General features: G+C 36.4%; 3 protein-coding genes. All 3 read left to right on the top strand.

The annotated features are described in order from the left end of the window. Window positions 1-186: hypothetical protein (locus tag F899_RS15705; RefSeq protein ID WP_005225612.1), on the top strand; the 186-nt coding region annotated here is incomplete at its 5' end. Next, a complete protein-coding gene (locus F899_RS15020; protein WP_005225614.1) occupies window positions 183-476 on the top strand; it encodes a hypothetical protein in 294 nt (97 codons plus the stop codon). The genes F899_RS15705 and F899_RS15020, both read left to right, overlap by 4 nt. Before the next feature lie 83 nt (window positions 477-559). Then, window positions 560-1,252 (top strand): protein rep (locus F899_RS15025; protein WP_005225616.1); only part of this gene is annotated, 693 nt, incomplete at its 3' end.

The following is a 1,252-nucleotide window of genomic DNA, read 5'->3' on the forward strand; positions in this document are numbered from 1 at the left end:
CATGCCTATGTCGATTATGAGAGTTCATACGGTTCTGCATTTGGTGAAGATCCTCAAACTTTTCCAATTGAACGCTTGGAAGCTTTAATTAAAAAAGTAAATCCATCTAAAGAAGCTCAAGAATATTTAGATCGTACTGTGTATACAGCTCTTGGTATGGCTCAACTTTTAGGTGATTACCAATGATTAAATTAGAAGGCACAGTATTAAACGTTTTTACTCAACAAGGTGGTAAAGACAAAAAGACCGGTGATCAATTTGAAGATCGTGACAAGGTGCAAATTTTAGGTGCTGTTGACCTGCCAAATGGTGACGTAAAAAATGAACTTTTTACGTTATCTGTAGAGGATTATCGTGACTTTAAAGACTTTCTAAATCAAAAAATTTCTATTGCTGTTGGTGCTCTTGCCAGTGGTCGTAATGTTATTTTTTATGTTGCTAAGGGTGCAAAGCCTGTTTTAGCAGAACAAATGTGATTTATATAAAAAACAGTGAGTTAGCGAAGCTACTCGCTGTTTTTTCTTTCTCTTGATACTATTGATTAACTAGGGGACAAAAATTGCTTAAAAAAGACAATAAAAAAGCCCATATTTCGGACACTTTGGCGGGTGATGAAATACAGGCTTTGCAATCTGCTAAGGCAGATCAACATAGGGATAGAATAACACGTTTTGGGATTTTGAAACATAGAGCGAAGCTACAAGAACAATATTTGTGGACGCAGGTTGATTTCAAATCAGAAGGTGAAAATGATCTATCTAATAAGGCTCTTAAGGCTGCAACTAAATTAAAGGGTTGTGGTCAATTTCTGCTATTCCATAATTACTACACCATAGACCAAGTGAAACTTGCTAAAGCTCATTATTGCTCTCAGCATTTGTTATGCCCTATGTGTGCTGGTGTTAGGGCTGCTAAGTCCATGAGCCGATATGTTCAGCGTATTGAAGAATTAATGCGTCAGAATCGCAAATTAAAGCCTGTTTTGATCACCTTAACGGTTAAGAATGGTCAAGACCTTCAAGAACGCTTTAAACACCTTAGAAGCTCATTTAGGACGCTTTTAGATCGTTATAATGACTATAAGAAAAAGGGACGCGGTTTTAATCAATTTTGTAAGATTGATGGTGCTTTTTACTCTACTGAATATACATACAATCCAAAAACAAAAGAGTGGCATCCACATATCCATATCTTTGCTTTACTCAATGAATGGATAGACCAAGAAGAACTTGCCGAGACTTGGCACGATATT

The sequence above is a fragment of the Acinetobacter sp. CIP 101934 genome, from assembly GCF_000369585.1.
GTDB classification, from domain to species: domain Bacteria; phylum Pseudomonadota; class Gammaproteobacteria; order Pseudomonadales; family Moraxellaceae; genus Acinetobacter; species Acinetobacter schindleri.